General features: G+C 69.4%; 21 protein-coding genes. 8 read left to right on the top strand and 13 right to left on the bottom strand.

Translation table 11 applies throughout. The annotated features are described in order from the left end of the window. Window position 1: 1 nt before the first annotated feature. Together Aple_RS40785 and Aple_RS40780 are read right to left on the bottom strand one after the other, a co-directional pair. A complete protein-coding gene (locus Aple_RS40785) occupies window positions 2–1,531 on the bottom strand; it encodes a S8 family peptidase (protein ID WP_155350129.1) in 1,530 nt (509 codons plus the stop codon). Between the two features lie 205 nt (window positions 1,532–1,736). Then, a complete protein-coding gene (locus tag Aple_RS40780) occupies window positions 1,737–1,910 on the bottom strand; it encodes a hypothetical protein (RefSeq protein ID WP_155350128.1) in 174 nt (57 codons plus the stop codon). Between the two features lie 159 nt (window positions 1,911–2,069). On the opposite strand from Aple_RS40780, the gene Aple_RS40775 reads away from it, so the two are divergent. Then, a complete protein-coding gene (locus Aple_RS40775) occupies window positions 2,070–3,104 on the top strand; it encodes a uroporphyrinogen decarboxylase family protein (RefSeq protein ID WP_155350127.1) in 1,035 nt (344 codons plus the stop codon). Here the strand turns inward: Aple_RS40775 and Aple_RS40770 are convergent. Further along, on the bottom strand, window positions 3,101–4,291 hold the full coding sequence (locus tag Aple_RS40770) for an MFS transporter (protein WP_155350126.1): 1,191 nt from the start codon (window positions 4,289–4,291) through the stop codon (window positions 3,101–3,103). The two genes, Aple_RS40775 and Aple_RS40770, sit on opposite strands and share 4 nt — an antisense overlap. 350 nt (window positions 4,292–4,641) lie before the next feature. On the opposite strand from Aple_RS40770, the gene Aple_RS40765 reads away from it, so the two are divergent. Continuing rightward, complete coding sequence (locus tag Aple_RS40765) at window positions 4,642–5,742, top strand: hypothetical protein (protein WP_155350125.1); 1,101 nt, start codon at window positions 4,642–4,644, stop codon at window positions 5,740–5,742. Between the two features lie 318 nt (window positions 5,743–6,060). After that, entirely contained in the window at window positions 6,061–6,726 is a 666-nt protein-coding gene (locus Aple_RS40760) for a hypothetical protein (protein WP_155350124.1), read from the top strand. 73 nt (window positions 6,727–6,799) lie between these two features. Here the strand turns inward: Aple_RS40760 and Aple_RS40755 are convergent, their stop codons facing one another. Both Aple_RS40755 and Aple_RS40750 read right to left on the bottom strand, forming a co-directional pair. Next, the gene (locus tag Aple_RS40755) at window positions 6,800–7,306 is read right to left on the bottom strand and encodes a winged helix-turn-helix transcriptional regulator (protein ID WP_155350123.1); all 507 of its coding nucleotides are present in this window, start codon (window positions 7,304–7,306) and stop codon (window positions 6,800–6,802) included. A 72-nt stretch (window positions 7,307–7,378) separates the two neighbouring features. Beyond that, window positions 7,379–8,791 (bottom strand): RICIN domain-containing protein, encoded by a 1,413-nt coding sequence (locus Aple_RS40750; protein ID WP_155350122.1) that lies wholly within the window; start codon window positions 8,789–8,791, stop codon window positions 7,379–7,381. A 264-nt stretch (window positions 8,792–9,055) separates the two neighbouring features. Between Aple_RS40750 and Aple_RS55115 the strand changes: the two genes are divergently transcribed. Next, window positions 9,056–10,672: a fibronectin type III domain-containing protein gene (locus Aple_RS55115; RefSeq protein WP_246265098.1), complete on the top strand. Its 1,617-nt coding sequence runs from the start codon at window positions 9,056–9,058 to the stop codon at window positions 10,670–10,672. A gap of 44 nt (window positions 10,673–10,716) precedes the next feature. Here Aple_RS55115 and Aple_RS40735 read toward each other — a convergent pair whose 3' ends face one another. Next, on the bottom strand, window positions 10,717–11,640 hold the full coding sequence (locus tag Aple_RS40735; protein WP_218038750.1) for an NmrA family NAD(P)-binding protein: 924 nt from the start codon (window positions 11,638–11,640) through the stop codon (window positions 10,717–10,719). 281 nt (window positions 11,641–11,921) lie between these two features. Here Aple_RS40735 and Aple_RS40730 point away from each other — a divergent pair, with 281 nt between their 5' ends. Then, a complete protein-coding gene (locus Aple_RS40730; protein WP_155350121.1) occupies window positions 11,922–12,674 on the top strand; it encodes a nucleotidyltransferase domain-containing protein in 753 nt (250 codons plus the stop codon). A 424-nt stretch (window positions 12,675–13,098) separates the two neighbouring features. Then, window positions 13,099–13,371 carry a site-specific integrase gene (locus Aple_RS40725; RefSeq protein WP_155350120.1) on the top strand — a complete coding sequence of 91 codons (273 nt, stop codon included), beginning with the start codon at window positions 13,099–13,101 and terminating at the stop codon, window positions 13,369–13,371. Between the two features lie 226 nt (window positions 13,372–13,597). Here Aple_RS40725 and Aple_RS40720 read toward each other — a convergent pair whose 3' ends face one another. Together Aple_RS40720 and Aple_RS40715 are read right to left on the bottom strand one after the other, a co-directional pair. After that, on the bottom strand, window positions 13,598–14,125 hold the full coding sequence (locus Aple_RS40720) for a hypothetical protein (protein WP_155350119.1): 528 nt from the start codon (window positions 14,123–14,125) through the stop codon (window positions 13,598–13,600). 284 nt (window positions 14,126–14,409) lie between these two features. Beyond that, complete coding sequence (locus tag Aple_RS40715; protein WP_155350118.1) at window positions 14,410–15,321, bottom strand: SDR family oxidoreductase; 912 nt, start codon at window positions 15,319–15,321, stop codon at window positions 14,410–14,412. 96 nt (window positions 15,322–15,417) lie between these two features. On the opposite strand from Aple_RS40715, the gene Aple_RS40710 reads away from it, so the two are divergent. After that, window positions 15,418–16,134, top strand: coding sequence for a TetR/AcrR family transcriptional regulator (locus Aple_RS40710; RefSeq protein WP_155350117.1), 717 nt, complete (start codon window positions 15,418–15,420; stop codon window positions 16,132–16,134). Here the strand turns inward: Aple_RS40710 and Aple_RS40705 are convergent, their stop codons facing one another. From Aple_RS40705 to Aple_RS40685, 5 genes are all read right to left on the bottom strand, one after another. Continuing rightward, window positions 16,135–16,878 (bottom strand): polyprenol monophosphomannose synthase, encoded by a 744-nt coding sequence (locus Aple_RS40705; protein ID WP_155350116.1) that lies wholly within the window; start codon window positions 16,876–16,878, stop codon window positions 16,135–16,137. 8 nt (window positions 16,879–16,886) lie between these two features. Next, window positions 16,887–18,548, bottom strand: a complete 1,662-nt coding sequence (lnt, locus tag Aple_RS40700) for an apolipoprotein N-acyltransferase (protein ID WP_246265097.1) — start codon at window positions 18,546–18,548, stop codon at window positions 16,887–16,889. A 580-nt stretch (window positions 18,549–19,128) separates the two neighbouring features. Next, window positions 19,129–21,372, bottom strand: a complete 2,244-nt coding sequence (locus Aple_RS40695) for a HelD family protein (RefSeq protein WP_155350115.1) — start codon at window positions 21,370–21,372, stop codon at window positions 19,129–19,131. A gap of 85 nt (window positions 21,373–21,457) precedes the next feature. Next, entirely contained in the window at window positions 21,458–23,305 is a 1,848-nt protein-coding gene (locus tag Aple_RS55110) for an extracellular catalytic domain type 1 short-chain-length polyhydroxyalkanoate depolymerase (protein WP_155350114.1), read from the bottom strand. A 282-nt stretch (window positions 23,306–23,587) separates the two neighbouring features. After that, a complete protein-coding gene (locus Aple_RS40685) occupies window positions 23,588–24,625 on the bottom strand; it encodes a LacI family DNA-binding transcriptional regulator (protein ID WP_246265096.1) in 1,038 nt (345 codons plus the stop codon). Window positions 24,626–24,781: 156 nt separating this feature from the next. Between Aple_RS40685 and Aple_RS40680 the strand changes: the two genes are divergently transcribed. Continuing rightward, window positions 24,782–25,621: ROK family transcriptional regulator (locus Aple_RS40680; RefSeq protein ID WP_246265095.1), on the top strand; the 840-nt coding region annotated here is incomplete at its 3' end.

Raw genomic sequence — 25,621 nt, 5'->3', positions numbered from 1 at the left:
TTCAGACCAGCTGGATGGCGCGCATGGCGTCGACGAGCCCGGCGCCCTGGAAGGACCGGTCCCGGCCCAGGTCGATGGCCGAGCGCATCAGCGTCTCCTTGACCTCCCGGGGGCGGCCGATGAACTCGCGGTGCACCGACAGGAAGCCCGCGATCACCCCGGACACGTGCGGCGCGGCCATCGACGTGCCCGAGTCCTCCACGAACATGGCGTCCTTCACGGAGTCGGTGGCCCGCCGCAGCAGGGCGCCGGAACCGGCGCTGACGATACGCTCGCCGGGCGCGACCAGGTCGGGCTTGGGCCGCCCGTCCCCGGTGGGGCCCTTCGACGAGAAATACGACACCCCGCTGACGTGCGGGCTGCACGAGGTGGACCCGACCGTGATCGCCAGGTCGGAGTTGCCGGGATCGTTGATGGTCATGTCCAGGCCGAGCCGTACGGCCCTGCTGCCGGTGTCCTGGGCGAAGCCGTAACCGGTGTTCCCGGCCGCGACCACCACGACGACGCCGCTGCGGACCAGCAGGTCGACCTCGCGGCAGACGGGGCTGAGCCCGGCCCCGAACCAGCTGGGGTCGAACGGGTAGCCGACCGACAGGTTGACGCCGTGCACCTTGAGCTCGCGCCCGCCCGCGTTCAGGTCGTTGATGTACTGCAGGGCCGCCAGCACGGCGGTGACGTCGCCGGTGCCGTCGTCGCGGAGCACCTTGCAGGACAGCAGGCGGCAGCGGGGCGCCATGCCGCGGAACGACTCGACCTCCAGCCGGCGCACGTCCAGCCGGCCGGTCGTCGCGTTGCGCTCGTCCTGGTACCAGGCGGCGGCGATGAGCGGCGCGGTCCGCGCGTCCTCGCTGACCGACTCGCCCGCCAGGATGCCGGCCACGTGGGTGCCGTGGCCGTGCTCGTCGAGCAGGGCCTCGGCGTGGGTCTTGCCGGGCACGAAGCTGCGGTGCCGGATGCCGGGCAGCTCCTCCAGGTTGCGATGCAGGTCGAAATGGGCGTGCGGGGCGATGCCCGAGTCCAGCACCGCCCACACGATGCCCTCGCCGGAGGCCTCGAAGGTGCGGTGCGCGGCGGCGCACTTGGTGGTGATCACGCTGCGGTGGGTGAGCGTGGTGACCTCGAAGTTGGGCCACAGCCGGTGGATCGACCAGCGGGGCGCGCCCGGCGTGGACGTGTCGCCGCGGCTGCGGCCCTTCGCCATGTCCCGGTCGACCAGGTCGCGGATCTCGTCGGCGGTCAGCGCCACCGCCAGATACGACCCGACCTGCCGCGTCTCGGTTCCGGCCACTTCCCGGACCAGGGCGTTGACCTGCTCGTACGCCCCGCGCACGCCGCCCGGATGGGAGGTGCGCAGCTCGATCACCACACCCAGCCGGCGGCCTTCCGCCACCGCCATGCGCTCCATCAGCGGGCGCGAGATGATCGAGTCGGCCACCAGGTCGGGCGCGGCCGGGACATGTTCCCGCGGCGAGGTTCCCTCGGACCTCGCGCCGTACTCGCGGGGGATCTCCGGCCCGTCCGGCATGCTCATCGCCCACCTCCCCGTTCGTGGCGGTCCACGTTAAAGCGCGGGGGAGTGCGGCCGGATCCGGTTCCGGCCTAGGGAAATCCCTAGTCCCATACCCCGGGGATCGGATTCCGAAGCGGCTATTAACCAGAAACCCGTCCCGTAGACAGCCGCATAGCCGCCGATCAGGCGATTCACCGCCGCGGCTGTCCAGATCACGACTTTCTAATTAATACTTGACGCGGGTCTTGCTCTTCCCGCACAGGCACTGGCTGGTGACGACGTTCCCGATTCGCTCGATCTCCAGCCACTCGTGCCGGTGGAAGAGCTTCCCCTTCACGTTCGCGGGTAACTCGGCGGCAGTCGTCTCCTCCCGATCCGGGTCCCTGACCTCAACATCCATGACCGATCCCCCTGATGTCTTGCTATTTCCGCATTACTCCCTAGCCGTGACTTTTCGTTCCATCAGCTGTCCCTGGCGGGCGGAACCGTGGCACAACGTCCGGAACGGGCTCTTGCCGGGACCGCCTGGGCGGGGCAGGGTCGGGGGAGGAGGTCGCTCATGGTGATTGATGGTGTTCTGGTGACGACGGTGGTCGGCAGCTACCCGCAGCCCGGCTGGCTGGTCAACCGGGAGATGCTCGGCAGCAGGCTGCCACCCCGGGTGCGGGCCAAGGAGATCTGGCGGGTTCCCGAGGAGTTCCTCGCCGAAGCGCAGGACGACGCCACGATCATCGCCATCCGCGACATGGAACGCGCGGGCGTCGAGATCATCACCGATGGCGAGATCCGCAGGGAGAGCTACTCCAACCGCTTCGCCACCGCCCTGGACGGCATGGACGTGGACAACCCCGGCACCGCCATCGACCGCACCGGCCACCCCAACCCCGTGCCCCGCGCCGTCGGCCCGATCCAGCGCACCCGCCCGGTCGAGGTCGAGGACCTGGAGTTCCTGCGCCGCAACACCGACCGCCCGGTCAAGATCACCCTGCCGGGCCCGTTCACCATGGCCCAGCAGGCCCAGGACGACTTCTACGGCGACCGCCGCTCCCTGGCGCTCGCCCTGGCCGACGCCGTCCGCGCCGAAGTCGCCGACCTGTTCGCCGCGGGCGCCGACATCGTGCAGCTGGACGAGCCCTATCTCCAGGCCCGCCCAGAAGCCGCCCGCGAGTACGCGGTGGAAGCCATCAACCGCGCCATCGACGGCCTGCCAGGACCGGTCGCCCTGCACACCTGCTTCGGCTACGCGGCGATCGTCCACGAGCGGCCCCCCGGCTACTCCTTCCTCGCCGAACTCAACGACTGCGCCGCCGATCTGATCGCCTTCGAAACCGCCCAGCCCGGCCTCGACCTGTCCATCCTCAAGCAGCTTCCCGGCAAGACCGTCATCCTCGGCGTCCTCGACCTGTCCACCCCGGACGTGGCGTCCCCGGAGTCGATCGCGGCCCGGATCCGCGAGGCGCTCCGCTACCACCCGCCGCACCAGCTCCAGATCGCCCCCGACTGCGGCATGAAATACCTGCCCCGCCCTCGCGCCTTCGCCAAACTCCAGGCGATGACCGAAGCGGTCGCCCTGGTCCGCCGCGAACTGGCCTAACGCTGAGCCGCGGACTCCTCCCGGGCCAGGCTGGGTACGGCACTGCCGGGCCTGTCCCCGGGGAGGAAGCGGGACGTCACCGCGATCACCACGCCGAGGACCAGGCCGAACGCCATCGCCACGCGCAGCGAGGTCGCGTCGGCCAGGAAACCGATGATCACCGGCCCGAGCAGCAGGCCCGCGTAGCCGATCGTGGCGGTCTGGGCGATGGCCGGGCCGGACTGGGCGGGGTCGGCGCCGCCCGCCAGGGACAGCGCGAACGGGATGACGGGCGCGATCCCCAGCCCGGCCAGGAGCAGGACCGGCATGACCACCCCCGCCGCCGGGGCCGACACGACGACCGTGAACGCGGCCACTGTCGCGACGCCGCTGGCGGTGAGGTGGGCGCGGGCGCCGTACCGGGCCCGGAGGCGGTCCCCGGCGAGGCGTCCGACGAGCATGCCGGTCACGAACAGGGGATAGCCCAGCGCGGCCAGCCACTCGGGGGCGTCGAGGATGTCGCGCAGGTAGAGGCCGTTCCAGTCGGCGACCATGCCCTCGACCGTGAACGCCGCGAAGACGACGACCCCGAGCAGGTACACGACCCGGGGCAGCCCGCGCCGTGAACCGGCGTCCTCGTCCGGCGCGGGCGGGTCGGCCAGGAACGCGGGCAGGAGCGCGAGCGCGGCCGGGACGCCGGCCAGCCCGACGGCCACCAGGTGGGGCGTGAACGTCAGCCCCAGCCGGATGGCCGCGAAGCCGAGGACGCCCGAGACGATCGCGCCGAAGCACCATCCGGCGTGCATGCCGCTCAGCAGCGGGCGCCCGTACCCGGCCTCCACCGCGGCGCCCTGCGCGTTCATCGCGACGTCGAGCAGGCCGAAGGTGATCCCGAACACGCTCGTGGCGACCAGGAGCAGCGGGTAGGAGGGAGCCGCCCCCACCAGCGCGAGCGCGCCCGCGCAGCTCGGCCCGGCCACCGCCAGGATGCCCCGGCTGCCCAGCCGCCGCATCAGCGGGCGAGCCGTCTGCATGCTGGCCAGCGAGCCGATCCCCAGCGCGAGCAGCGCCATGCCCAGCTGCCCTTCCGACAGTTCGAGCTTCTCGGTGAGCGCGGGCATACGCACGGCCACCGTGCCCGAGAAGATCCCCGCGAGGATGAAGGTGAGAGTCGTGCCGATCCGGGCCCCGCGCAGGCCGTGTCCCATCGACTGTCCTTCCGGGCATCGAAAATGATCTGGGGGACGGAGCTAATTCCCTTGGCCCGGCGGACGAGAGGGCGGATAAGGGTGGCCGAAAATGGGCCATGAAGTTCGGCGAATATAGGGCCGCGCTGGTCTTCCCGAAATTTCTTCGGAGGGGTCCACCGGACCATCATGCCGTACCGATGAATCGTTCGCGAAACGAATGCCCGAGTAACTCGAATTCGCACGTCAGCGGGCCTTGACAGCGGAGTTGGCGTCCAGTGGGAGAAATGAGTCTTCTCAACGGTTGATTTCCAGCCTATGAACGTCACGACGGCCTGCACCGGCCGATTTCCCGAGTAGTGAGGAAGCGTATGTCGCCAATCCGATTACCTCTCCGCAGGATTCTTCTCGCGCTGGTGTCGGCCGCCCTGGTGGCGGCCGGGCTGACCGCGCTGAGCGGTCCGGCGCAGGCGGCCGTGCCGAACCGGTGGGGATTCGCGCTCGTCAACATCCCGTCCGGCGTGCCGGACCCGAGCCACCAGGCCGGCAGCTGGCCGGCCGCGTTCAGCGTCAGCGTCTCCCCGGGCGTGGTCGGGCAGACGTTCGTACGGTTCCCGCAGATCGGCGGCCCCGGCGGGATCGTGCACGTCACGGCCGTGGTCGGCGGACCGGCCTGGTGCCAGGTCGAGAAGTGGAACGCGGTCGGCGTCGACGAGGTGGTCAGCGTGCGCTGCTACCGGTTCGGCGGGGTGCCCGGGTTCGTGCCGTTCACCATCGTCTACGAGGAGAGCAGCGGCCCGCTCCCGCCGGGCACCCACGGCTTCGGCTACGTCGCCTACAACGGCGCGGCGGTCGTCGGCTCCTACAACTCGGTGCTCGCCCCGAACACCGTGGTCCCCGCCGCTCCCGGCGTCTGGACGGTCACCCTGAACGGCCTGGGCTCGCCGTCGCCCGCGGGCAACATCCAGGTGACCGCGGTGAATCCGACGGCTCCCGCCCGGTGCAAGGTGGGCGGCTGGGCGCCTTCGGCCGTCGTGCAGACGGTGCAGGTGCGCTGCCATGACGCGGTCAACAATCCCTTCAACACCGGCTGGAACCTGACCTACCAGCGGGAGCGGGCGATCACCGGCGGGGCGATCCCGCCGAAGAACTTCGCCTACACCTTCGACGTCAGCCCGGCCAACCCGGGCCCGTACGTCCCGGCTCCGCCGGGCATCAACTACAACTCGCAGGGCGCCGTCAACACGGTGCAGACCGCCGGAGTGGGCATGCGGCTGGTGCTCTTCCCGAGGGCCGGCGTGCTGCGTGACCACGTCCAGGCCACGGCGTACGGACCCGGTCCGGAGTACTGCAACCTGCTGACGACGTGGGGGACGGGCGGCAGTCAGGCCACCGTGCGCGACGTGGTCTGTTACAACGCCACGACACGGGTGGACCGCCAGTCACTCGTCACCTACACCTCAGAGTTCTAGCGATGGAGTTCTAGCGATGAGATGGAGGCGCCGGCGGGCGCCGATCCGCCGGCGCCTCCACATGTGGGGACGAAACTTTCGGATTGTCTCCGAGAGTTTTCGCCCTTGAAACATAGGTAATCCTTGGCGATTCGGTCAATCCTTCAAACGGTCATCCTCGCCGAGTCCGAAAGTTTCGGCCCCAGGTCGACGATCACCCAATCGGCCCGCGCCATCCCTCCACCGTAACCGGGCCCGGCAAAAGCGGCGTGTCATCGCTTTGGGTAGTCGCCAGCTACTTAAAGTGACATCGTTTCGTGTCCAGAGAGGGATCCACATATGCGCACCACCCGTCTGATCGCGTCAGCCGTCGCCGGCGCGGCCCTGGCCATGTCCACCGTCGCCGTGGCCACGGCCGAAGCCCCGCGGACCGAGTACTGCTCCAGCACCAAGGGCGGCCTCTACTTCTCGCCCTGGGGCAAGGCGACGGTCCTCTGGGAGCCCAAGATCAGGGAGCTGGTCCAGAAGTACGACGGGACCTGGGACGCGGTCAAGCCGGTCACCCGCGTCATCGGCGCGGACGGCGCCGACCTCGGCATCACGATGCCGATCGGCATGCAGCACGACAGCATCGGCCTGGACGGCCGCATCTGCTACCCCGGCGGGTTCTCCATCACCTTGAAGAACGGCGCCCACCTGCGCGTCGACGACGGGTTCGCGATCCGCGTGATGCCCTGCGGCGCCTACGCCAGGCCGGTCGTCAACGGCGTGCGCGCCACCCGGGAGATCCAGCTGGCCACCTGCTTCGCCCCCGACGCGCTGGCGTCGGTGGCCGGGATCAAGGACGGCGGCCTCGGCGGCGGCATCAGGCCCTGGCCGTTCAAGGTCTCCCAGTCCCTCGCCGAGATCATCAACACGGTCCTGGGCGAGCGCGCCCTGACCCCCGGCGAGCCCCTGTTCGGCCTGGCCCCGATCCTGAAGTTCACCCCGTTCCGCGCCCCCTGATCACCTGCCGCGGCGAGGTGACGTCCAGCTCGCGGGTCGCGAGTACTGCCAAGGCGTGCGTCGACCCGTGTGCTCAGCCGGTGGTCGCCCGGCCTGCCGCGAGAACGTCCCGGGCGATGGCGTCCCGTTCCGCCGAGTCCCGCTCCGCGGCCTCCTGCTCGGCCGCCACCCGGGTGTCGTACGCCGCGCGGGCGAAGGCGATCTCGTTCTGGTGCTCCTCGGTCCAGGTGACCAGTGCGCGGATGGTGTGGTGCAAGGTCACGCCCAGCGGGGTGAGCGCGTAGTCCACGCGCGGCGGCACGGCCGGATACACGGTGCGGCTCACCAGGCCGTCGCGCTCCAACTGGCGCAGGGTCCGGGTGAGCATGCGCTGGCTGATGCCCTCGATCCTGCGCCGCAGCTCGGAGAAGCGCAGGCTGCGCTGGTCGAGCAGGGCGATGACCAGCAGCGACCACTTGTCGGCGATCCGGTCGAGAATCTGCCGGACCTCGCAGTCCTCCCGCGTGTCCCACTGGAGAACGTCGTAGTCGCCGTCGGTATCCCCGCAGTAACCGGATGACTTTGAAATGTCGTCTTCCATGGTCATCGATGGTGTCCCAAGATACCGCTGGTTACAAGAGAGAACCAGCGGCGGGACCTCCGGTTTTGCGGGTCAGAGCGCGGTGCGGGTGACCTGCTGCTGGTTACCGGTGTGGCAGGCGTACTGCTGGAACTGGATGTTGTCGGCGGGGGAGGAGCTGGGGAGGTCCAGGCAGCGGCCGGAGTGGCGGGCCACCAGGCGGAGGTAGCCGCCGCCCGCGTCCTGGAGGGTCCACTGCTGGTTGGCGCCGGAGCCGCAGGTGTACTGCAGGATCGTGGCGTAGTCGGCGGTGCTCGCGCTGTTCACGTCCAGGCATTTGCCGGAATGGCGGGCGATGACCTGAACGTAGCCGCCGCTGATGGATTGGATGCGCCACTGCTGGTTGTTGCCGCCGTTGCAGGCGTACTGCACGACGGCGGCGCTGTTGGCGGTCGACTGGTTGCGCACGTCCAGGCATTTGCCCGAATGCCGTACGGCCAGGCGGTCGAACCCGGAACCGGTCGCCGACAGGGTCCCGGTGGTCGTGTCGACGCTGAGCTGGCGGGCGTTGGACAGGCTCATCGTGGTGCCGGTCGGGAAGGCGATGGGCAGCCAGACGTAGCGGGAGTCGTTGACGGGGCCGCCCCACGCGCCGGCCCAGCGGTCGCCCATGTACAGGTACGACGTGGTCTGCGTGCCCTGGATCGGTAGCACGAACGTGGACTGGGAGCCGAACGTGAGGCCGTCGCCGGCGTTCTGCCACGCGCTCCACGGGCCGGTGATGCTGGTGGCGGTGGCGTACCTGGCCTGGTTGGGCTGCCAGCCGGTGGCGGCCGAGGTGAGCAGGAAGTAGACGCCGTTCCGCTTGAACATCGCGGGCGCTTCGCGATGGTCCCCGTCCCACATCCGGACAAGCGCTGAAATCGACCGGTAGTCCGGAGTAAGCCGGTAGATGTGCAGATCGAAGTTCTCATCCGCCGCCGAGATCATGTACCCGGTGCCATCCGTGTCCACAAACGCCGTGATATCCCTGGACATATGCCCCAGCGGGCGGAAACTGCCGAGATATGTGTAGTTGCCGTCCACGGTCGACGAGACCGCCACCGCCGCCCGGGCCTCGCCGTAGTCGCTGCCGTTCTCCTTGTGCATCCACATCACGTACTGGCCGGTGCTCGCGTTGTAGATGACCTTCGGCCGTTCGATGTTGGCGACCTGGAGCTCCGCCGCGCTCGACTGGGTGAGCACGTTGTTGCGGAACTCCCAGGTCCGCAGATCCGCCGAGCGATAGACCGACACGTACCGGAAGGTGCCGTTGGCGTTGCGGTTCTCACCGAACCAGTAGTAGTACGCCCCGACCTTCAGCACGCCGCCGCCGTGCGCGTGCACCAGCGCGCCGCTCGTGTCGGTGAACTGCGCCCCGACGGGTACGGTCACCGCCGCCGCGGCGGCCGGGCTCCCCACCAGGATCAGCGCCAGCGCCAGCACGAGTGCCACGATTCTGGACATGAGGGCTCCCTCTTTGTCGCCGCCGGCGCGCGATGGGCACCCGAAAATTACGGCCGGAATCCGGAAGCCGCAACGATGAAGATCATCGTGTCCACGTGACAGGGCCCCTCAACGGGGGTTATGCCCTCAGGCCCTCGGCCGAAATGACGAAAATTACATTCCCGTCTCGGAAAAGCCGCAGGTAGCCGATATCGGCCCTGGTCATGACATGCCCATCCGATCAGTCGGCTCCTAGCATCGCCTGAGCCGACCACAGGAGTACGCATGCGCCGAAAAATCAGCACCTTACTCACGATTTTGCTCACCATGGTGGGGGCGGTCGTCTTCGGCTTCACCTCACCCGCCCAGGCCGCCCCCGTGCGCGTCATGCCGCTGGGCGACTCCATCACCGGTTCCCCCGGCTGCTGGCGGTCCCTGCTCTGGAACCGCCTGCAGAGCAACGGCCTCACCAACGTCGACTTCGTCGGCACGCTCGGCCCCCAGGGCTGCGGGGTGCCGTACGACGGGGACAACGAAGGCCACGGCGGGTTTCTCGCCACCAACGTCGCCAACGCCAACCAGCTGCCCGGCTGGCTGTCGGCCACCAACCCCGACGTCGTGCTGATGCACTTCGGCACCAACGACGTGTGGAGCAACATCGCCCCGGCCACCATCCTCACCGCGTTCGGCAAGCTCGTCGACCAGATGCGCGCCAACAACCCGAACATGAAGATCCTGGTCGCCAAGATCATCCCAATGGCCGCCAGCGCCTGCGGCCCCTGCCCGCAGCGGGTCATCGACTTCAACAACGCCATCCCCGCCTGGGCCGCGGGCAAGACCACCTCGGCTTCGCCGATCACCGTGGTCGACCACTGGACCGGCTTCAACACGACCACCGACACCTACGACGGCGTGCACCCGAACGCGGCCGGCGACCAGAAGATGTCCAACGCGTGGTACCCGGTGCTGGCCCCCCTGGTCGGCGGCGGCGACGTCACCCCGCCCAGCGTGCCCGGCACCCCGGTCGCCTCCAACGTGACCTCCACCGGCGCCACCCTCAACTGGACCGCATCCACCGGCGGCACCGGCGGCGTCGCCGGCTACAACGTGCACCGCGAGCAGGGCGCCACCGACCCGCTGCTGGCCTCGCCCACCACCAACACCGTCACCCTCACCGGCCTGACCCCGAACACCCAGTACCAGATCTACGTACGGTCCAGGGACGCCGCGGGCAACCTCTCCGCCAACTCCGGCCTGGTCACCTTCACCACCCAGCCAGGCACCTGCACCGACACCACCCCACCCACCACCCCGGGCGCCCCGACCGCGTCCGGCGTGACCGCCTCCGGCGCGACCCTCACCTGGGCCGCCTCCACCGACTCCGGCTGCTCCGGCCTCGCGGGCTACAACGTCTACCGCGAGCAGGGCGTCACCGACCCGCTCCTCGGCCAGACCACCGGCACCACGCTCGCCCTCACCGGCCTGACCGCGAACACCGCCTACCAGATCTACGTCCGCGCCCGCGACAACGCCGGCAACCTCTCCGGCAACTCCCCCCTCGGCACATTCACCACCACCGGAGGCGGCACCGGAGGCGCCTGCACCGTCGTCCCGACCACCCAGACCCAATGGGGCAACGGCTACGTGATCCAGCCGGTCACCGTCACCGCGGGCACCTCCCCGATCACCTCCTGGACGGTCACCTTCACCCTCCCGGCCGGCCACACCGTCACCGGCTCCTGGAACGCCACCTTCACCCAGAGCGGCCAGACGATAACCGCCAAGAACGTCGCCCACAACGGCACCCTCGCCGCCGGAGCCAGCACATCCTTCGGCTTCCAGGGCAGCCGCCCCAACGGCAACACCGCAGTCCCTACCACCTACACCTGCACCTCCCCCTGATTCCCCACCGGCCGGGCCCCCGCTCCGGGGGCCCGACCGGCTCTTCAGAGCTCCGGATGGAATTCGAAGAATTCGCGGATATCCGAGGCAGGCCTTCCGGTGAGAAGCTCAACATCGGCCGTGACGCGGTCATAGCGATTCTTGGCGTGCAGCCGGGCCATGGTGACCACATGGTCGAACAGATGCGGAGGCAGCTTCAGAGGCCGGAGACTCTGCTCGACCCATTCGCCGAAGGGAACGTCGACATAGGTGACCGGCCGGTCGAGCACCTCGGAGAATTCCGCCGCCATGTCCGTCAAATCACGCGATCGAGGGCCGGTCAGTTCATAGACCTTGCCAACATGAGCACCAGGGGATCGCAGAATCGCGGCCACCGCCTCGGCCACATCATGCGCCACGACCGGAGAGGTGCGGCCTGAGCCAAACGGAAGCCGTATCGTCCCGTCCTTCTTGATCGACGAAACCGCCAAGACCATGAAGAGCGGGTTCTCCATGAACACCGTCGGCCTGACATGCACAACCGGAACACCCGACCAGTTCAGCGCCTGCTCGGCCAGCCAGTGATACCGCTGATGAACCGACTCCTCCGTACTCATCAGATCCATCTGCGAGACGGTCATCTGAGACATGTTCACAAAAGCGTCCAGTTCCCCGTAACGACGGGCCACCATAGCCGTGGTGAGCGAGGCCTCCAGATACTCCGGTGAAACACTCATGCCGAAGTACATCCGCCTGCACCCCTCCACAGCCCGCACAACGTCGGGCGCTCGGCTGAGATCCCCCACCACAACCTCCGCGCCCACGGCCCGCAATGCCTCGGCCCGCTCGTCCTCCCGGTGCACGAGCGCACGAACAGGCAGACCGGTCCGCCGGAGCAGTTCGACCACGGTACGCCCGACCGCGCCGACCCCTCCGGCGGCCCCGGTCACCAGAATCGGCCGTTCATCGGACATCAGAGTCTCGCCCACATGAGCGCCAAGTATGAACCAGGGCTGGAAGTGTAAAGCGCGATATACGAGGGTGAAGTGAATTGGGTGGTTCCTGTATGGGCTGCGTACCTATAGGAAAATGTATGAATGGTTGGTATATCCAACAATATAGCGCCCATGGAGTGCAATCCTGCGTGTTGGATCGGGCGCGAAAGTAAGTCTATGATTGGGCGAGTGACAGAACTCGCGGGGGCGGGAAACATGTCGAAGACTCTGCAATTGCGCACGCCCTCGGCATTCGTGTGACACAGACTGGCCGTATGACTGACGAAGCCACAGATCAGCTCCTCGGCCGCTTTGTCCAGGCGGTGCAGTCGGTTGTTCCTGTCGTCTCCGTGTGGGCGCATGGATCACTCGCGGGTGGGGACTATCAGCCGGGCCGTAGCGATCTCGATCTCATCGCGATTCTCGGACGAGCATGCTCCTCCGAAGATGAGCGGCGGTTAGAGGGAATGCACCGGCAATTGAGCGAGTCGACCACCCTTGCATCCGAACTGCACTGCTCTTACCTCGTCCAGGCTGAGGTCGCTGACCTTGCGGGTGTACATCTCCGCTGGGCGCATGAGGAGCTGATGCGCAAACCCGTCACGCCGGTGACGAGGCGTGAGCTTCATGAGTTCGGCTTGGTTCTGTGGGGCGAAGGACCGGGAGCGATCCTGCCGCCGGTGACCGATGAGCAACTCACGGACTTTGTGGTCGAAGATCTTGAGACCTTCTGGCGTCCATCGCTCGACCATCCGGAGTGGTGGCTCCGTGACATCTGGGTTGACCTTGGCCTGCTAACACTTGCCAGGGCAACAGTGACGTTGCGCACGGGCAAGTTGATCACCAAGCGAGAAGCCTTGGATGTCCTCGATCAATTGGGGGCACCGTCAGAGGTCGTGGAGGACACAAGGCGACGCCGGTATGGGGACGCCGCTCCGGTCTCTGACCAATGGCTAGCTCGAAGAGCGGACCTGACCCTCGCCTTTCTCGGGCCAGCGATCGAAACGACGCTGAAGAGGCAACTCTGAGGTGGCACCGATTACCGCTATGCGGGCCGGGGGGTGCCCGGAGCATTCCCCCCTGAGCGTCCGCCGGTGGGCGTGCCCTGCGAGATCCGGGCCGCTTGGAACTGCTTTAGGGGCCTGAGTCGGGGTGCGGGCGGCTCACCCTGTGCGGCTCCTCGCCTGATGTGGGTGAGCTGTGGACCGGAACCGGCGAGAGCAACGGACAGCGGGGGCTCAAGCCCCGGGGCCGTAAGGCGGTCCGGATCGTGCCCATTCTCCCGGCGCTCGTGGCGATTCTCCGTGAGCACATCACCACGTACGGCACGGCGGATGACGGGCGGCTGTTCTGGGACGGTGACGACCATGCCCGGATCGACAAGAGCGTCTACGGCCAGATCTGGCGGCAGGCTCGTAAGGCGCCTTCACCGCTGCCGAGTTCGCCTCCCAAGTGGCGCGTCGGCCGTATGACCTGCGCCACGCCAACGCCACCATGCAACTGTCGGCGGGCGTCAACCCCTTGGAGGTCGCCAAACGCATGGGGCACACGGTCAAGGTCCTGTTCGCGGTCTACGCCCACTGGATCGAGGCCGACGAAGACGCCGTCAACGCCAAGATTGAAGCGGCCTTCGATGCCGCTGTGCTCGGCTCTGTGACCAGCGCGAACACGCCCGTAAACGACGGGCCACACACGGGCCACACACCCCTTCCGGCCGCTGCGTAGAGACATAGCCGCAGGTCAGGGTCTATATCCCTCGATGGCTTACCTTCACCACCCACCCATCCCTCTGTTCTCCCCCGGGCTCCGCCATCACGGCCTTCCACTCAGATCGCTACGAACGCGCCACCCGACCGCCGCCCACTCCCCGGGGAGCGCCCCTAGGAGTGGGCGGCCTGGTGGGCGGCCGACCGCGAGAAGCGCCGCGCGATGGCCGCGCACACGGCTCGGGTCACTCCACCTCGACACCCACGTGACCGCGCTGGCCGAGGCGGGCTTCACTGAGATCCGCACGCTGTGGCAGGAGGGCGGCGACCGGCTGCTGTGCGCGTTCCCGCCGGATGGGGGGGCACTGGTAGCAGGTCGGGGTGGTGGCACCGTTCAGGAGGTTGCACCAGACGGTGGCTATCGACGGGATCTTGACCCAGGTGTAGGCGGGCAGAACCTGGCCCAGGATGCCGTGGCGGAAGGGCTGCTCGAGCATGAAACCGTCGGCGTCCTTGACACCGATGTCGCTGCTGGACTTGCCGCTGGGCAGCCAGTAGGTCTGGCAGGTGAACGAACCGGCGTTGTAGGTCCAGCAGGTCTCGTTGCCGACACCGAACCGGGCGACCTTGACGGTGTAGTAACTCGGGAGGTTGTTCTTGACCGTTCCGCAGAAACCGAGGGTGCACTCCGCCGCCACGGCGGGAGAGGGCGCGAGGAGGACTGCGGCGAATCCGGCCGCGGCGAGGCCTGCGGCCAATTTCCTGATCATCATGCGCCCGACCCTAGGAAACCCCGGTATAGAGCCGGTATAGCCCCAGCGTGCCCACGCCGTGCCGGTGTATTTGAGCACCGGCTTCTGACGGACGAATGGACTATGACCGTCTACTCCAATGCAGCGCCACGCGTCGCGCAGGCGTCGTTCGGCTCGCCTGCCGCCTACCGCGATTCACTTCGGGGCGGCCTGCAGACGACGACAACTCTCAGGACGACGCTCCGTAGCGGGTGGCAAACCTGCTGCCGACCACACACATCCTCCCTTGAACATGTTTCAACTGCTCAGGCAGGTGCGGGGATGGAGACGCCGGTGAGGCGTTCGGATTCGGTCCACAGGCGCGTGCTGGCCGCCTTGTCCAGCGCCGCGCGCGGTGGGCGGGCGACCTTCGTCGGGCCGATCATCGACCAGTGGGGGCCGTAGTAGCCGCCGGGCACCGCGTCAGGGCTGGTTGCGGCGTACAGCAGGGGTTCGGTGCCTTGCTCGACCGCCTGTGAGGGCACGACCTTCGCCGCCGCCCTGAGCAGCAGGCTTGCGCGGCCGCCGAGATTCGGGCCCGCGACCGCCAAGTTCGTGCGGGTGTTGCCGGGGTGCGCGCCGGTGGACAGCAGCGGCCAGCCGCGCGCGGCCGCGATCTCGGACAGCTGGAGCATCATCATCAGGTCGGCCAGTTTCGACTGCGCGTAGCCCCCGACCGGGCTGTAGCGGCGCTGCCACTGCAGGTCGTCGAAGTTGATCCGGCCGCGGTTGGCCATGCCGCTGCTCATCGTGGTCACCCGCGGCGCGGGAGCGGCGAGCAGCAACGGCAGCAGGCGGACGGTCAGCGCGAACGGGCCGAGGTAGTTGCTGCCCATCTGCAGTTCGAACCCGTCGGCCGTCTCGAAACGACGGGGCGGGGTCATCACACCGGCGTTGTTCACCAGCAGGTCCAGCGGCCGGCCGTCGGCGAGCAGGCCCTCGGCGAAATCGCGGACCGAGGCGAGGTCGGCCAGGTCGACGCGACCGACCCGCACCCGGGCGGAGGGGTGCTCGGCAATGATCTCCGCGCGGGCCTGCTCGCCCTTGGCCGGCGTGCGCACCGCGAGCACCACCTCCGCGCCGGCCGCGGCCAGCCGCTTGGCGGCTTCCTTGCCGGTCCCGCTGTTCGCGCCGGTCACCACCGCGAGCTTCCCCCGCTGATCCGGAACCTGGTACATGACGAACTCCTTAAAGACCACTGGTCTGTAATGTCATCCGAACCTAGCAGACCGGCGGTCTTCTAACAAGAGACCTGTGGTCTGTACGATGTGGTCGTGGACTTCAAGCGCGCCCGAAACGACGAGCAGCGGACCGAACGGCGGCGGCAGATCGTCGACACGGCGGCCACGATGCTGACCGAGATGCCCGTCGCGAAGCTCAGCCTGAACGAGCTGAGCCGCCGCGCCCACCTGGCCAAATCCAACGTGCTGCGCTACTTCGACTCCCGCGAGGCGGTCCTGCTCGAACTACTGGACGCGGAACTCCAGGAGTGGCTGGCCCAGCTGGAGCGATCGCTCGAGCCCATCGACGGCACACCCCGGGAGCGCGGGGACCGGTTCGCCGCCATCCTGGCCGAGTCGCTGGCGCGGCGGCCGGTGCTGTGCGACCTGATCAGCACGCAGGCCACGGTGCTGGAACATAACGTGTCCACCGAGGTCGCCCTGCGGCACAAGCGCGCCACGAGGCTGGCCATCGAGACACAAGCCCGGCTGGTCCTGCGGTACGTGCCGGAACTCGGCGCGCAGGACGCGACCCGGTTGGTGGCGGTGACCACGCTCATCACCGCCGCGGCCTGGCCGTACAGCCAGCCGCCGGAGGCGATGCTGGCCGCCTACGCCGCCGACCCGGCCGTGGCCGCCCTCCGCGTGGACTTCACCGACCTGCTGCGCCAGACCCTCGCGGTGACCATCTCCGGGCTCCTCGCCCGCCGCGAGGACCTACCGGTGGGAGCCGCCCCCATCGACCTGAACGCGTCGGAACCAGTCTTGTGATCAGCGCTTTCGCCGGAGGCGGGCCGGTAGGCCGGTGATGCCCCACAGGGAGATCCGCCAGAGCGCTTCGGTGGCTACGCGGCCGCTCATCTTGCTGGCGCCGATCGTGCGGTCGACGAAGGTGATCGGGACCTCGGTGACGCGCAGGCCGTTGCGGACCGTGCGCAGGGTCAGGTCGACCTGGAAGCAGTAGCCCTGGGACTGCACGCCCTCGACGCCGATCTTGCGGAGGGTGGTGGCGCGGTAGGCGCGGAAGCCGGCGGTGGCGTCGCGGACCGGGAGGCCGAGCATGATGCGGGTGTAGATGTTGGCGCCCCGGGACAGGAACTCGCGGGAGGACGGCCAGTTGACGACCTTGCCGCCGGGCACCCAGCGGGAGCCGATCGCCAGATCCGCGCCCCCGGCCACCGCGTCGAGGAGTTTGGCCAGTTCCTCGGGCTGGTGGGAGCCGTCGGCGTCCATCTCCACGAGCACGTCGTAGCCTTCGCCCAGGCCCCACTGGAATCCGGCGATGTAGGCGGTGCCGAGGCCCTGCTTGCCGGGCCGGTGCAGCACGTGCACCTGCGCGTCGTCGGCGGCCAGCTCGTCGGCGACCTGCCCGGTGCCGTCGGGGCTGTTGTCGTCGGCGACGAGCACGTCCACGTCGGGCAGCGCGGTGCGGAGCCGTTTCACGATCAGCGGGAGGTTCTCGCGCTCGTTGTAGGTGGGGACGATGACGAGGACGCGTCCCGGCATCCGATCCATGCGACTCCCTAGTCCAATCCCTGACTGTGACCCTGGCTGTGCTCGCCCGGCACGTCGTCCCGTGCCGCCCTGCCGTCCCGCCTGTTTTCCCGTCGCGCGTTCTCCCGCTGCCGCCATGCCGCACCGGTAGCCACCATCGTCGCCGCCGCCCCCATCAATATCAACAGCAGCTCTGGCCACCCGCCCACCCGGGTGGCCAGCGTGTTCGCGGTGCGCACCGGCACGGTCACCACGGTGCGGCCGGGCACCAGCTCGGCGGTCCGCCACTGGACGGTCCCGTCCGGGCTGACGTAGGCGGAGATGCCGGTGGTGGCCACGGCGATCACCGCCCGGTTGTGCTCGACGGCGCGCAGCTGGGACATGGCCAGCTGCTGCGGCGGCAGGTTGGTCAGCTCGTAGGTGGCGTTGTTGGTCTGCACGACCAGCGGCGAGCCCCCGGCCCGGACGGTGCCGCGCACGATCTGGTCGAAGGCCACCTCGTAGCAGCTCACCGCCCCGACGGTGACCGGGCCGACCACCAGATCCCCGTCCTCGGACCCCGGCACCGACTGCCTGCCGACCAGGTTGGCCCGCTCGAACAGCGCCAGCACGATCTCCTTGTACGGCGTGAACTCCCCGAACGGCACCAGCTTCTGCTTGTCGTAGTAGGCCCCGGGCCCGGTCACCGGATCCCACACGACGGCCCGGGTGGCCCGGTTCTCGGTTCCGATCGACACCACGGCCCCGACCAGAACCGGCACCCCGACGTCCTTCACAGCCGCGTCGATGGTCTGGTAAGCGGCCGCGTTCCGGTACGGATCGATGTCGGTGGAGTTCTCCGGCCACACCACGATGTCCGGTTTCGGCAGCTCGCCCGCCCGCACGGCGGCGGCCAGCCGGTGGGTCTCGTCGGCGTGGTTCTTCAGCACGACGGCGGGCTCGTTCCCCGCCCAGCCGAGACCACGGCCGGGCACGTTGCCCTGGACGACCCCGACGCGAATGGTCTTGCCCTCATCGCCCGGCCGGGGAACGAGGAGCCCGAGCACCGGCAGGGCCACCGCCCCGGCGAGGATCAGCGCGACCTGGCGGTCCCAGGCGGGGCGCGGCAGGCCGCGCACGAGCAGGAAAGAGATCAGCGAGCCGGACAGGACCACCGTGAAAGTTACAAGCGGAGCCCCGCCCAGCGCGGCGTGCCCGGTGTAGGGGGAATCGCCCTGGCTGAAAGCGAGCCGGGCCCAGGGAAACCCCCCGACGGGGAACTGGCCGCGGGCCCACTCCTGGGCGACCCACAGGCAGGCGACCCAGAGCGGCCACAGCCGCAGCCGCATGACGAGCGTGCCCGCGACTGCCATAACGGCCCAGAAAGCGCTCTCAGTGGCGACCAGGGCCACCCAGGCGTCGTCTCCGATGGGCCGAACCCAGGCCATCGCGGGGAACAGGAAAGCCGCCCCGCCCAGGTAGCCGAGCCAAGCCGCGCGCCGCAGGCGCACGCCGTACAGACCGAAGAAGAGGAGCGCCACCCCGAACGGCGCGGTGAACCACCAGCCGAGCGGAGGAAAGGCGAGGAATGTCAGGATTCCGCCGCCGATGACGGTGAGCGCGCGCGCCCAGGCGGGCGGCCCGGCCGGGTGGCCGGAACCGGGCGTCTCCGCCGTCTCGGCCACGTCGGGGACGGTCGCGTCACTCAGCACGATAGGACCGTACCCGCGATGACCAGCGGACCCCAAACCACGGGGGGCGTTATGAGTCGGTTATGGATCAATGGTCCTTGAGTTCTCCTGTGGCCACAGGAGAACTCAAGGACCATCCCGGCGTTTCGCTCCGGGCACGGGTGCCTTCGTGCCCTTCGTCCTTCGCAGTCCCTCGCACGAGACGGAACAGGACGCGGACGAACCCTTCGGACCGGTTCCGTCCCGTCGGCGGCGGGCGCGGAGTTCCGTTGTCTACTGGGTGTCCGGATCCTTCCCGGGTCCAACCCCCCACCCGGTTGGGGTGCCCCGCCTCGACGGAACGTCGGCGCTGCGCCTGGCTGAGCTAACGGACGGACCAGGTGGTCACGCTCCGTCACGGACGCAGAATCCGATGATGTCTGAAGACGGCCAACCGGTCAGTCCCGTGCTGGACTGCGCAGCAAACTACCGACCTCAGCGCAGATGTCAACCGTGTCCCGAACAGCGGGAATACCAAGTTTTCGCAGGTAGGACAGGCCCGGGCGAGAGCCACCGTAGGGGTGCGCACCGGGGATGTCCCCCACCGACCGCTATTGCCGCACTACTGGGTGCGCCGATCCAGGGCCGTCAAAACAGACGGCAGGCCCGCGGTGTGCACCACGCCAAGGCGTCGCGTGGCCCGGGTCAGCGCGACATAAAGATCGCTTGGGCCGCGCGGCGACTCGGTTAGGATCCGGCCCGGCTCGACGACGAGCACCGCGTCGAACTCCAGGCCCTTGGCCTCGGCCACGGTGAGCACCGACACGGGCGCCTCCAGCGCGGCCGGTCCCGCGCCGGTCGCCGCGCCGGGGAGCTCGATCCGCAGCGCTTCGGGGACGAGCACCGCCAGCTTGCCGTCCCGCACCTGGTGCTCGGCCACGATGGCGGGGAGTCCGGCCAGGTCGGCGACGTGCAGGGCCCAGGGGCGCTCGCCGCTCTCCCGTACCGATTCCGGGGCCTTCAGGGCCGGGTCGACGAGGGTGAGCACGTCGGCGGCGACCGCCATCAGCTCCACCGGGGTGCGGTAGTTGACCGACAGCCTGGCCTCACGCCAGCGTCCGGCGGCGTAGGGGTCCAGCACGTTGGCCCAGCTGAGCGCGCCCGCCGTGGAGCCGGTCTGGGCGATGTCGCCGACCACGGTCATCGAGCGGGTGGGGCACCTGCGCATCACCAGGCGCCAGGCCATCGCCGAGAGCTCCTGCGCCTCGTCCACGATGACGTGCCCGAACGCCCAGGTCCTGTCCTTGGCGGCGCGTTCCGCGGTGGTGAGGTAGGTCTCCTCGGCCTGCTGCCGTTCGGCGAACCGCTCGGCGTCCATGATGTCGGCCATGCCGGTGAGTTCCAGCACCTCGCGGGCGTAGGCGAGCTGCTGCTCGCGCTCCTCCTCGGCCCGGCGGGCGGCCCGCAGCACGCTCTCGTCGATGTCGCCGAGCAGCTCGGCCGCCTCGTCCAGCAGCGGCACGTCGGCCTCGCTCCACCAGCCCTCCCCGGCCCGGGGCGGCTCGCGCAGCAGCAGGTCGGCCTCGGCCGGGGTCAGCCCGGCGTAGGCCATCCGCTCCCGGGAGGTGAACAGCCCGATCAGCAGCTGCTGCGGGGTCAGGTAGGGCCACAGCCGGTTCAGCGCGGCCCGCACCGGCTCCTCGGTGCGCAGGTCCTCGCGCAGGTCGGCGAAGTCCTCGTCGTTCAGCATGCCCCGGCCGAGATGCCGGGCGGCCTGCTTGGTCAGCGCGTTGAGCAGCTGCCGCACGAACACGCTCCTGGCCGCGTTGTGCGGCCGCCGCGACTTGACCGCCCGGGAGCGGGCCACGTCGCAGGTCTGCCGGTCCAGCTTGAGGGTGAACTTGTCCAGCCTGATCTCGACCGTCTGCCGCGGCATGCGCTGCCGATCCTGTACGGCTCGCGCCACCACCTCCGCCATCCGCGCCGCCCCCTTGAACGCGGCGGCCTCCGGCCGTTCGGCCCGGCGCGCGGTCACCCCGGGATACAGCTCGGCCACGGTGGACAGCAGCACGTCGGTCTCGCCCAGCGACGGCAGCACCTGCTCGATGTAGCGCAGGAACGTCAGGTTGGGCCCGAGAATGAGCACGCCCCGGCGTTCCAGCCGCTCCCGGTAGGTGTAGAGCAGGTACGCCGCCCGGTGCAGCGCCACCACGGTCTTGCCGGTGCCAGGACCGCCCTGCACGACCAGCACGCCGTTCAGGTCGCTTCGGATGATCTTGTCCTGCTCGCCCTGGATGGTGGCGACGATGTCGCGCATCCTGCCGGTGCGGGTCTCGCCGAGGGCGGCCAGCAGGGCGGCCTCGCCGTTCAGGGTGGCCTTGTCGGCGTCGGAGAGGCCGTCCAGGTCGAGCAGGTCGTCGTCGATCGTGAGGACGGTCCTGCCCTTGGTGTGCAGGTGGCGGCGGCGGGTGACGCCCATCGGCGCGGCCGGGGTGGCCCGGTAGAACGGTTGTGCCACCGGGGCCCGCCAGTCGATCAGCAGCCGCTGCTGGTCGTCGTCGGACAGGCCCAGCCTGCCGATGTAGAGCCTGGTCTCATCCAGTTCGTCGCCGACGCCGTCGACCAGGTCGAGGCGGCCGAAGCAGAGGCCGTGCTCCACCGCCCACAGCCGGGCCAGGCGGGTCGCGTACATGTCCGCGAACGAGTCGCGCTCCGAGCGGTTCTGGTGGGTTCCGCCCGCGGCGCCCTGGGCCAGGACGCCGTCCAGCTGACCGCGGGTCCGCACCCGCAGGACGTCAAGCCGCTCGTACAGCGTGGCGACGTATTGCTGCTCGCGGGCCAGCTCGCCCGCCGTTGAATGAGACATAGGCCGCCAGATTCTACCTGGGTGCCCACGACTCTCACGACGGGCGAGTCGGCGATCATTCCATCGGTTTCCGGGTTTCCCGGATTTACGGAGTGGTGCAGGTGTAGCCGGTCGGCACGGCGGTGTTGCCGTTGGGACGGCTGCCCTGGAAGCCGAAGTTCCCGCTGCCTCCCGCCGGGAGGTTGCCGTTGTGACCGACGTTCTTGGCGGTCACGGTCTGGCCGCTGACGGTCAGCGCGGTGTTCCAGGAACCGGTGACGGTGTGACCGGCGGGCAGGGTGAAGGTCACCGTCCACGAGGTGATCGGCGCGCCGCCGGCCGTCACGGTGACCGGCTGAATCACGTACCCGTTGCTCCAGGTGTTCTGGGTGGTGGCCACGACGGTGCAGGCGCCGCCGGTACCGCCACCGGTGGTGGTGAAGGTGACCAATGCGGAGTTACCCGACAGGTTCCCGGCGCCGTCACGGGCTCGGACGTAGACCTGGTATTGGGTGTTGGCCGTCAGGCCGGTCAAGGTGATCGAGTTGGTCGTCGGCGAACCCAGCAGCGGGTCGGTCGCACCCTGCTCGCGATACACGTTGTAACCCGCCAGGCCGGAACCACCCGTGTCGGTGGACGCCGTCCAGGTCAGGGTCGCGCCCGACGAGGTGACGTTGGAGGCGGTAGGCGTACCAGGCGTGGACGGCGGAGTCGTGTCGGTGCCGCCGCCGGTGGTCGTGGTGAACGTCACCAGCTGGGAGTTGCCCGACAGGTTGCCCGCGCCGTCACGCGCTCGGACGTACACCTGGTACTGGGTGTTGGCGGTCAGGCCGGTCAGCGTGATCGAGTTGGTCGTCGGCGACCCAAGCAGCGGGTCCGTCGCGCCCTGCTCGCGATACACGTTGTAACCCGCCAGACCGGAACCACCCGTGTCGGTCGATGCCGTCCATGTGAGGGTCGCACCCGAAGAGGTCACGTTGGACGCGGTCGGGGCGCCCGGCGTGCTCGGCGGGGTCGTGTCGTTGCCCGGCGTGGGGTTGTTGAGGCCGAAGAACTGGACGGCGAGCGCCGCCTGGCCGCTCAGCGGCAGGCTGTGCCCGGTGTTCGCGATGCTGTACGCCTCGACCTTCAGGTTGCCCCCGCCGTCCCGGTACTGGGTCCTGGTCCAGTTCGGCTGCGGGGTCGTGGTGGAGGAGGGCGTCTGGCTGATGCCGTGGACGTTGGTCCACTGCTTGATCTGCTCGTTGAAGTTCGGGTACGCGAGGGTGGTGTCGGTGGTGCCGTGCCAGATCTGCATCGGCGGCCGGGCCCCCGTGTAGCCGGGGAAGGCGTTGCGCACCAGGTCACCCCACTGCTGCGGCGTCATGATCCGCTGGCCGGAGGAGCACTGGCTGTTCCACATCGAGCCGTCGGTGGTGGCGAAGCAGCCGAACGGCACGCCCATGAACGCCGCCCCGCCCTTGAACACGTCCGGGTACGCGCCGATCAGCACGTTGGTCATCATGCCGCCGGAGGAGGCGCCGGTGACGTAGACCCGGTTGGCGTCGCCGTTGCGGTTCTGCACCGCCCAGCGGACCATCGACACGATCCCCAGCGAGTCGCTGCCGCCGTTGTGGGTCAGGGTCTGCGGCGAGGACACGTCGAAGCAGCTGCCGCTGCGGGTGGCCGTGGGGTAGATCACGATGAAGCCGTACTGGTCGGCCAGGGACGCGAACTGGGTGCCGGAGTAGAAGGCCTGGCCGGAGCCGGTGCAGTAGTGCACGGCCACCAGGATGGCGGGGTTCGGCGCGACGTTGTCGGGCACGTAGATGTGCATACGCAGGTTGGTCGGGTTGGTCCCGAAGCCGGTGACCTCGACCAGCGACGCCGCCGAGGCCGGCCGGGCGAGCACCAGGCCGGCGACGACCATCAGCATCGCCACGGCCGTGCTCACGACGCCTTTCACCTTCGTCATTCGCTCTCCTTAGAAACGTTTCGCAGCTAGCAGCGATCGCATTCGGCGGAAACGTAGGCCGCGCCGGAAAGCCGGTCAAGCGCTTGGCCAGGGCGGAGGCACGCGTCCCTGGCCAGAGAGCGAAGCGAGAGAAACTTTCAGGTGCGAAGCCAGAGAAACCTTTAGGCGCGGAGCGGGAAAAGCTTTCAGGGGTGAGCGGGAAGGCGCGAAGCGGGAGAACCTTCAGGCGCGGAGCGGGGAAAACTTTCAGGCGTGAGCGGGAAGGCGCGAAGCGGAAAACTTTCAGGCGGGGGCGGCCGTGCTCTGGCGCACCACCAGGGTGGTGGCGAGCTCCACCCTGGTCTGCGCGGGGGGCCGCCCGGCGGCCAGCCCGACGGCCAGTTCGGCGGCGGCGGCGCCCATGTCGGTCAGCGGCTGGCGCACGGTGGTCAGCGGCGGCCCGCACCAGCGGGTGAACTCCAGGTCGTCGAAGCCGACCACGCTGAGATCCTGCGGCACCCGCAGCCCGGCCCGCCTGGCCGCCTCGAACACGCCGAGCGCCTGCAGGTCGTTGCCGGCGAAGACGGCGGTGGGCCGGTCGGGCAGGGCGAGCAGCTCGGCGCCCCTGGCCAGGCCGTCCTCGAAGGCGAACGCGCCATCCCGGACCAGGGCGGGGTCGACCGGGATCCCGGCGGCGTCCATGGCGGCCCGGTAGCCGTCCAGCCTGGCCCGCGCGCACAGGAAGCCGGGCGGGCCGCTGATCTTGGCGATCCTGCGGTGGCCCAGGTCGAGCAGGTGCCGGGTGGCGGCCACCCCGCCGCTCCAGTTGGTCGCGCCCACCGACGGGATCGCGTGCCCAGGCTCGCCGGTCGGATCCAGCGCGACCAGCGGGATCGCGCTGGTGGACAGCAGGCCCTGCTGCTGCGGGGTGAACCCGGCGTAGACGGCGATCACGGCGGTGGGGCGGCGGGCCAGCACCTGCTCGATCCAGCCGCGCCCGGGGGCCAGCCGCCCGCGCATCTCGCTGAAGCCGACGGCCAGCTCGTGCTCGCGCGCCACCGACTCCACGCCGCGCATGATCTCGATGGCCAGGTGGCTCTCCAGGACCGAGAACACCACTTCGAGGATGGCGGCGGGCTCGACCGCCTCGGGGCGGCGGTAGCCGTGCTCGCGCAGCAGCTCCTCGACCCGCCGCCGGGTGTCGAGGGCCACCCCGGCCCTGCCGTTGATCACTTTGGAGACCGTCGGCGCGGAAACCCCCGCCATCCTGGCGATGGTCGCGACCGTTATCGCACCCCGACGACGCCCACGCCGATGAGCTTCCGGATCAGTGGCCGTCACGCGGCGATTATATTGCCGGGAAATCACAGCCGGTTCTCCCGGCGACCCCATCGGTCACGAGTCGGTTGCGAGCGCGTTCCCCCACTTGACGGGTTCGGAAGGTTTCTTTACTTTCTACGATAAGTTAGGAAGCTTTCCTAATCTGTAGGAGGAAACGTGGGCCGTGCGATGGCGGGTACGCCGAGCTTGCTGCGTGCCATCAACGACCGGGCCGCCCTGGAGGCGCTGCTCGACCGGGGCCCGCTGACCAGGCCGGAGCTGGGCGCGCTGACGGGGTTGTCCAAGCCGACCGCCTCCCAGCTGCTGGCCCGGCTGCAGGAGGCCGGGCTGGTCGTGCTGGACGGCATCCGCGAGGGACTCCCCGGACGCACCGCCGAGCTGTACCGGATCAACGCGGGCGCGGCCTATGTCGCCGCGCTTGACGTCACCCCCGCCCGGATCGAGGTCGCGATGGCCGACCTGACCGGCGCCGTGGTCGCCGAGCACCGGCTGCCCACGCCGGGCCGCACGGCCGGGGATGTGGTGGAGCGGGTCCGGGCCGCGCTCGCGGGGGCCGGTCACGGCCTGCCCGCCCCGAGCCGGGTGGTGATCGGCATCCAGGGCGCGATCGACCCGGCCACCGGGCGGCTCGGCTACGCCGCCCACATCCCCGGCTGGCACATCCCCGACCTGCTCGGCACCCTCCGCGACGGCCTCGGCGTGCCGGTGGACGTGGAGAACGACGTCAACCTGGTCGCGATGGCCGAGCAGGCGCACGGCATCGCCCGCGGGCACCGCGACTTCGTGCTGCTCTGGGCCGACGAGGGCATCGGCGCGGCGCTGGTGCTCGGCGGCCGGCTGCACCGGGGCGCGACCGGCGGCGCGGGCGAGGTCGGCTACATGCCCGCCGTCGGCGCGCCCACCGCCCGCGAGGTCGGCAAGCGGGCCGACCACGGCTTCCAGGCCCTGTCCGGCGGCCCGGCCGTGCTGCGGGTGCTGCGCGGGCACGGCCTGCGC

Origin of the sequence: Acrocarpospora pleiomorpha, from assembly GCF_009687885.1 — a bacterium.
GTDB classification, from domain to species: domain Bacteria; phylum Actinomycetota; class Actinomycetes; order Streptosporangiales; family Streptosporangiaceae; genus Acrocarpospora; species Acrocarpospora pleiomorpha.
This window is presented reverse-complemented; position numbering and strand designations above follow the sequence as displayed.

What these genes read in the sequence shown, in the direction of transcription:
- Aple_RS40785 (WP_155350129.1), bottom strand. Translation starts at nt 1,531, where the DNA reads ATGAGCATGCCGGACGGGCCGGAGATCCCCCGCGAGTACGGCGCGAGG.
- Aple_RS40780 (WP_155350128.1), bottom strand. Translation starts at nt 1,910, where the DNA reads ATGGATGTTGAGGTCAGGGACCCGGATCGGGAGGAGACGACTGCCGCC.
- Aple_RS40775 (WP_155350127.1), top strand. Translation starts at nt 2,070, where the DNA reads ATGGTGATTGATGGTGTTCTGGTGACGACGGTGGTCGGCAGCTACCCG.
- Aple_RS40770 (WP_155350126.1), bottom strand. Translation starts at nt 4,291, where the DNA reads ATGGGACACGGCCTGCGCGGGGCCCGGATCGGCACGACTCTCACCTTC.
- Aple_RS40765 (WP_155350125.1), top strand. Translation starts at nt 4,642, where the DNA reads ATGTCGCCAATCCGATTACCTCTCCGCAGGATTCTTCTCGCGCTGGTG.
- Aple_RS40760 (WP_155350124.1), top strand. Translation starts at nt 6,061, where the DNA reads ATGCGCACCACCCGTCTGATCGCGTCAGCCGTCGCCGGCGCGGCCCTG.
- Aple_RS40755 (WP_155350123.1), bottom strand. Translation starts at nt 7,306, where the DNA reads ATGGAAGACGACATTTCAAAGTCATCCGGTTACTGCGGGGATACCGAC.
- Aple_RS40750 (WP_155350122.1), bottom strand. Translation starts at nt 8,791, where the DNA reads ATGTCCAGAATCGTGGCACTCGTGCTGGCGCTGGCGCTGATCCTGGTG.
- Aple_RS55115 (WP_246265098.1), top strand. Translation starts at nt 9,056, where the DNA reads ATGCGCCGAAAAATCAGCACCTTACTCACGATTTTGCTCACCATGGTG.
- Aple_RS40730 (WP_155350121.1), top strand. Translation starts at nt 11,922, where the DNA reads ATGACTGACGAAGCCACAGATCAGCTCCTCGGCCGCTTTGTCCAGGCG.
- Aple_RS40720 (WP_155350119.1), bottom strand. Translation starts at nt 14,125, where the DNA reads ATGATGATCAGGAAATTGGCCGCAGGCCTCGCCGCGGCCGGATTCGCC.
- Aple_RS40715 (WP_155350118.1), bottom strand. Translation starts at nt 15,321, where the DNA reads ATGTACCAGGTTCCGGATCAGCGGGGGAAGCTCGCGGTGGTGACCGGC.
- Aple_RS40705 (WP_155350116.1), bottom strand. Translation starts at nt 16,878, where the DNA reads ATGGATCGGATGCCGGGACGCGTCCTCGTCATCGTCCCCACCTACAAC.
- Aple_RS40695 (WP_155350115.1), bottom strand. Translation starts at nt 21,372, where the DNA reads ATGTCTCATTCAACGGCGGGCGAGCTGGCCCGCGAGCAGCAATACGTC.
- Aple_RS55110 (WP_155350114.1), bottom strand. Translation starts at nt 23,305, where the DNA reads ATGACGAAGGTGAAAGGCGTCGTGAGCACGGCCGTGGCGATGCTGATG.